Origin of the sequence: Geobacillus sp., assembly GCF_017515625.1 — a bacterium.
Lineage (GTDB): Bacteria > Bacillota > Bacilli > Bacillales > Anoxybacillaceae > Geobacillus > Geobacillus stearothermophilus.
Window position 1 is genome coordinate 1 of the sequence record NZ_JAFWFM010000113.1, and the last position, 4,895, is coordinate 4,895.

Consider the following 4,895-nt stretch of genomic DNA (forward strand, 5'->3'; position numbering starts at 1 on the left):
AATGGAAATCTTTGTCCGAAACAATTCACAAAAAATTTAGCACATTCCTTCAGAAAAGGGGAGAGGGCTTTCTGAAAGAATGTGCAAAAAAATGGGTGTTTTGTGCTGAAATAAAATGATAATTTACAGCCAAGTGCGCTTGGCAACCGTTGGAGCGATCCAACGCTGAACGGACAGAAGTCAGCAGAGGTCATAGTACCCGTCTAGCTTAAGATAGAAGGGGAAGGACCGAACCATGAAGGAGAACGGCCACTAGGCGTTCATCTTCTTTGATGAAGCAGATAACCCGAAAGGGCCTGCTTGAGGGGGAAATGGTGAAGTCCATGGGGAACCTCAAGAGGGTGGAGAAGAAGATGGCACAAATAGAACGGACCGTTCACGTAGAGAGGAAGAATCGGAATGTGGATGAAACAGGTATTGTCACGGGAGAATCTCCTGCGAGCACTCAAACAAGTGGAAAAGAATAAAGGGTCCCATGGAACCGATGGAATGTCCGTCAAAGACCTGCGAAGACACCTCGTGGAACATTGGGACGCGATACGGCACGCTTTAGAAGAAGGGACCTACGAACCTTGCCCGGTCCGACGGGTCGAAATCCCGAAACCGAACGGAGGAGTCAGGTTACTAGGAATCCCGACCGTGACAGACCGGTTCATCCAACAGGCCATCGCCCAAGTGCTCACGCCGATCTTTGACCCATCCTTTTCGGAACACAGCTACGGGTTTCGTCCCGGTCGAAGAGGACACGACGCGGTGAAAAAGGCGAAGCAGTATATTCAGGAAGGATATACATGGGTGGTAGATATCGACTTGGAAAAGTTCTTTGATCGAGTCAACCATGACAAACTGATGGGGATATTAGCGAAACGAATTCCAGACAAAATCCTCCTAAAGTTGATACGGAAGTATCTACAGGCAGGGGTCATGATCAACGGGGTGGTCATGGAAACACAAGAGGGGACTCCACAAGGAGGGCCGCTCAGTCCACTCCTGTCCAACATTCTCCTGGATGAGCTGGACAAAGAATTGGAAAAACTAGGGCACAAGTTTGTACGGTATGCGGATGACTGCAATATCTACGTAAGGACGAAGAAGGCCGGGGAACGGGTGATGAAATCGATCACGGCATTCATCGAAAAGAAACTCCGGCTGAAAGTCAACGAAACCAAATCGGCAGTGGATCGTCCGTGGAGGAGAAAATTCCTCGGTTTTAGCTTCACCCCAAGTAAGGAGCCAAAAATCCGAATTGCAAAGGAAAGCATTCGGCGCATGAAGCAAAGGATACGCACCATGACGAGCCGATCGAAACCGATTCCCATGCCCGAACGAATCGAACAGCTCAATCAATACATTCTGGGATGGTGTGGATACTTTTCGCTAGCAGAGACCCCAAGTGTGTTCAAAGAACTAGATGGATGGATTCGACGAAGGCTGCGCATGTGCCAATGGAAAGAGTGGAAACTTCCGAGAACCAGAGTCCGAAAACTGCAAAGTTTAGGAGTGCCCAAGCAGAAAGCATATGAATGGGGAAACACTCGGAAGAAATATTGGAGAGTGGCCGCCAGTCCCATCCTGCATAAAGCCCTTGGCAACTCCTATTGGGAGAGCCAAGGGCTGAAGAGTCTTTATCAACGATATGAATCTCTGCGTCAGACTTAATGGAACCGCCGTATACCGAACGGTACGTACGGTGGTGTGAGAGGACGAGGGTTAGTCACCCTCTCCTACTCGATCCGCGGCGGCCGCCGCATTTTTTTGTTGATTATCTTTGCCGGTGTTGTAAAATGAAAAGTAAGAATAGCTGTCGACGCAAGCCGCCGTTTGAGGCTGGCCGCGGAAACGATCAAGGAGAGATGGTATGCCGTCTGCGATGAATGAACAAACGGTCGCCGAGTTGGAAAAATTGCTTCGTTATATCGCCGCCAATTTGAAACAGCGCGGCCGTGAAATTTTAACCAACTATCCGATCACCCCACCGCAATTTGTCGCCCTGCAGTGGCTGCTTGAAGAAGGGGACTTGACGGTCGGCGAGTTATCGAACAAAATGTATTTGGCGTGCAGCACGACGACCGACTTGGTCGACCGTATGGAGCGGAACGGACTTGTCGCCAGAGTCCGCGATGAACACGACCGCCGCGTCGTCCGCATTCACTTGTTGGAAAAAGGCGAGCGCATCATTGAGGAAGTGATTGAAAAACGCCAGAGAGATTTAGCTAAAGTGTTGGAAAATTTTTCTGAAGAGGAAATCGTTCTCTTTGAGCGTTGTTTGCGCAAATTGCATCAAGAAATGACGAAAGAATGAGGCGATCACTTGGAAAGAGCAATTGGTGTCATTGACTCAGGAGTCGGCGGTTTGACCGTCGCCAAAGAAATTATGAGGCAGCTGCCGAAAGAACAAATTATTTACTTAGGCGACACCGCCCGTTGCCCGTATGGGCCGCGGCCGGTGGAAGAAGTCCGGCGATTTACGTGGCAAATGATTGATTACTTGCGGCAATATCCCTTGAAAATGCTTGTTATCGCCTGCAACACCGCGACGGCGGTCGCGCTTGACGACGTGCGGGCGAAGCTTGACATTCCTGTGCTTGGCGTTATTCATCCCGGCGCTCGCGCCGCCCTGAAAGCGACTAGGCGCGGGCACATCGGCGTCATCGGCACGATTGGCACGATCCGAAGCCGGGCGTATGAAAAGGCGCTTCAATCCATCAATCCGCGCGTCCAAGTCGAGAGCTTGGCCTGTCCGAAATTCGTTCCGCTTGTGGAAAGCGGCGACTTTGAAGGGCAGGAGGCGATGGCGATCGTCGCCGAATCGCTCGCTCCGCTCCGTCCGCTGCCGATCGATGTGCTGATTTTAGGCTGCACGCATTATCCGTTGCTCGCGCCGCTCATTCGCACGTATATGGGCAAACGCGTGAAGCTCATTTGCTCGGGCGGTGAGACGGCTCGTGAAGTGAGCGCGATTTTGCACCACAGCCAGCTCCTTTACACCGGCGAGCGCGAACCGGAGCATTTGTTTTTCACGACCGGGCCGAAAGAGCTGTTTGAAAAGATTTCCGGGAAGTGGTTTGGCAAGCCGATCGGCACGGTCGAAGCGATTCGGCTGTAACCAACAAATCCTTTAGCGTCCATGCGCTAAAGGATTTTTTTTATTCTATTTTGGAAAACGGCTCGTATACATAGTAGTACAAACTACGAGTAGGAGGGAACGTCAATGAAACGGACGACTCACATATGGGCGGCGCCGCTGCTCGCCTCGCTGTTGTTGCTTGGCGGCTGCGGTTTGTTTGGGCGAGATGAGGCGGTGAAGGAGATCGATCCGCCGCAAGAGACGAGTTATGTCAAAGACGGCCAAGCGCTTCAGGAAGCGACGGAAAGCCAAAAGGAAGGGAAAGAGGAAGCGAAGGCCACCGAGACGGTGAAAAGAGAGCTGTACTTGATTGACAAAAACGGCTTTGTCGTGCCGCAAACAGTGGAATTGCCGAAAACGCAGGCCGTGGCGAAACAAGTACTCGAATATTTGGTTGAAGACGGACCCGTGTCAGAAATGTTACCGAACGGCTTCCGCGCGGTTATTCCGGCCGGAACGACGGTGCTTGGCACAAAATTGGAAAAAGACGGAACGTTGATCGCTGACTTTTCGCCGGAATTTAAAAACTATAAGCCGGAGGACGAAAAACGAATTTTGCAGTCCATTACGTGGACATTGACGCAATTTGACAATATCAAGCGCGTCAAAATCCGCATCAACGGCTACGATCAAAACGTGATGCCGGTCAATAAAACGCCGATCCAAGATGGGGTAAGCCGCGCCGATGGCATCAATATGGAAGCGAACGGCGTGCCAGACATTACGAATACGCATCCGGTCACCGTTTATTTTGTCGCCCAACAAGGGAACAGCACATACTATGTGCCGGTGACACGGCGTGTGTCCAATAAGGAGAAAGATGATATTGCCGCGGCCGTCAACGAACTGATTCAAGGACCAGAGCAAGGGAGCGGGCTTGTCGGCGTCTTTCAGCCGGACGCGAAGCTTGTCGATGCCCCGAAATACGAGGATGGCAAAGTGACGCTCAACTTTAACGAAGGCATTTATGGAAGCAACAAGAAAAATGTCATTTCCGACGTCGTGTTGAATTCTCTCGTTTTGTCGCTCACGGAGCAAAAAGGAGTCGAAAGCGTGGCGATCACCGTCAATGGCAAAGCCAATCTTGTCACGGAAGATGGCAAGCCGCTCACCAAACCGGTCGCTCGGCCGCAAAACGTCAATACCGGGTCGTTTTAACATCTTTCCGAAAGAAGTCTCCCGCTTCTCAGCAAAGTGAAAGTGGGAGATGAATGTCGGTTGGCGTTAGCCAACGAATAGGATAAAATAAGGTTAGAACGGACCCCTTCGGAACGAAGGAAAGTGTAAAGGGTTCTTGTGTGTGGCTTACCGTTCGGCGAACACGCACAAGTCGCTTGAAGCCCCCGCCTCTAAGCGAAGCGTAAGTGGTGGGGTGTTCACCCAAGCTGGAAACGAATAGGCTGTTATGGTATAACAAAGAGGTGGAAGCGTGCTCCGCCTCTTTGTTTTTTGGCAACGGCGGCACGGAGTCGTGATGCAAGGAAGGAGGCAGGACCGACCGGCTCCTGCTGGCAAACGGGAAGGAAAAAGGAGCATTCCCGTTAGGAGCTTTTCCGGGGACTTGATCAAAAAAAGCCCTCTTGGTATGATGCAGGGGTGTCAAACAATTACCATCATGCCAAGGAGGACTTCAGATGACTTGTACACAAAACTATAAAATTGATCAAGTTACGGAACAAACGCTTGTCGTGGGCATCGATATCGCGAAACGAACCCACTACGCCTGCTTCGTGGATGACCGGGGGCGCGTGCTTCGCAAGTCGTTCCC

At 51.2% G+C, this 4,895-nt stretch carries 4 protein-coding genes and 1 pseudogene; all 5 read left to right on the top strand.

The genetic code is table 11. The annotated features are described in order from the left end of the window. Positions 1 to 399 precede the first annotated feature (399 nt). Entirely contained in the window at positions 400 to 1,659 is a 1,260-nt protein-coding gene (gene ltrA / locus IKE44_RS07060) for a group II intron reverse transcriptase/maturase (RefSeq protein WP_287465442.1), read from the top strand. A gap of 199 nt (positions 1,660 to 1,858) precedes the next feature. Beyond that, a complete protein-coding gene (locus IKE44_RS07065) occupies positions 1,859 to 2,302 on the top strand; it encodes a MarR family winged helix-turn-helix transcriptional regulator (protein ID WP_015375537.1) in 444 nt (147 codons plus the stop codon). Between the two features lie 9 nt (positions 2,303 to 2,311). Next, positions 2,312 to 3,106, top strand: coding sequence for a glutamate racemase (gene racE, locus IKE44_RS07070; RefSeq protein ID WP_011232143.1), 795 nt, complete (start codon positions 2,312 to 2,314; stop codon positions 3,104 to 3,106). 105 nt (positions 3,107 to 3,211) lie between these two features. Beyond that, a complete protein-coding gene (locus IKE44_RS07075) occupies positions 3,212 to 4,285 on the top strand; it encodes a GerMN domain-containing protein (RefSeq protein ID WP_049626412.1) in 1,074 nt (357 codons plus the stop codon). Positions 4,286 to 4,761: 476 nt separating this feature from the next. Further along, positions 4,762 to 4,895 (top strand): annotated as a pseudogene (locus tag IKE44_RS07080) (IS110 family RNA-guided transposase); the annotation flags it as partial.

What these genes read in the sequence shown, in the direction of transcription:
- ltrA (WP_287465442.1), top strand. Translation starts at nt 400, where the DNA reads ATGTGGATGAAACAGGTATTGTCACGGGAGAATCTCCTGCGAGCACTC.
- IKE44_RS07065 (WP_015375537.1), top strand. Translation starts at nt 1,859, where the DNA reads ATGCCGTCTGCGATGAATGAACAAACGGTCGCCGAGTTGGAAAAATTG.
- IKE44_RS07075 (WP_049626412.1), top strand. Translation starts at nt 3,212, where the DNA reads ATGAAACGGACGACTCACATATGGGCGGCGCCGCTGCTCGCCTCGCTG.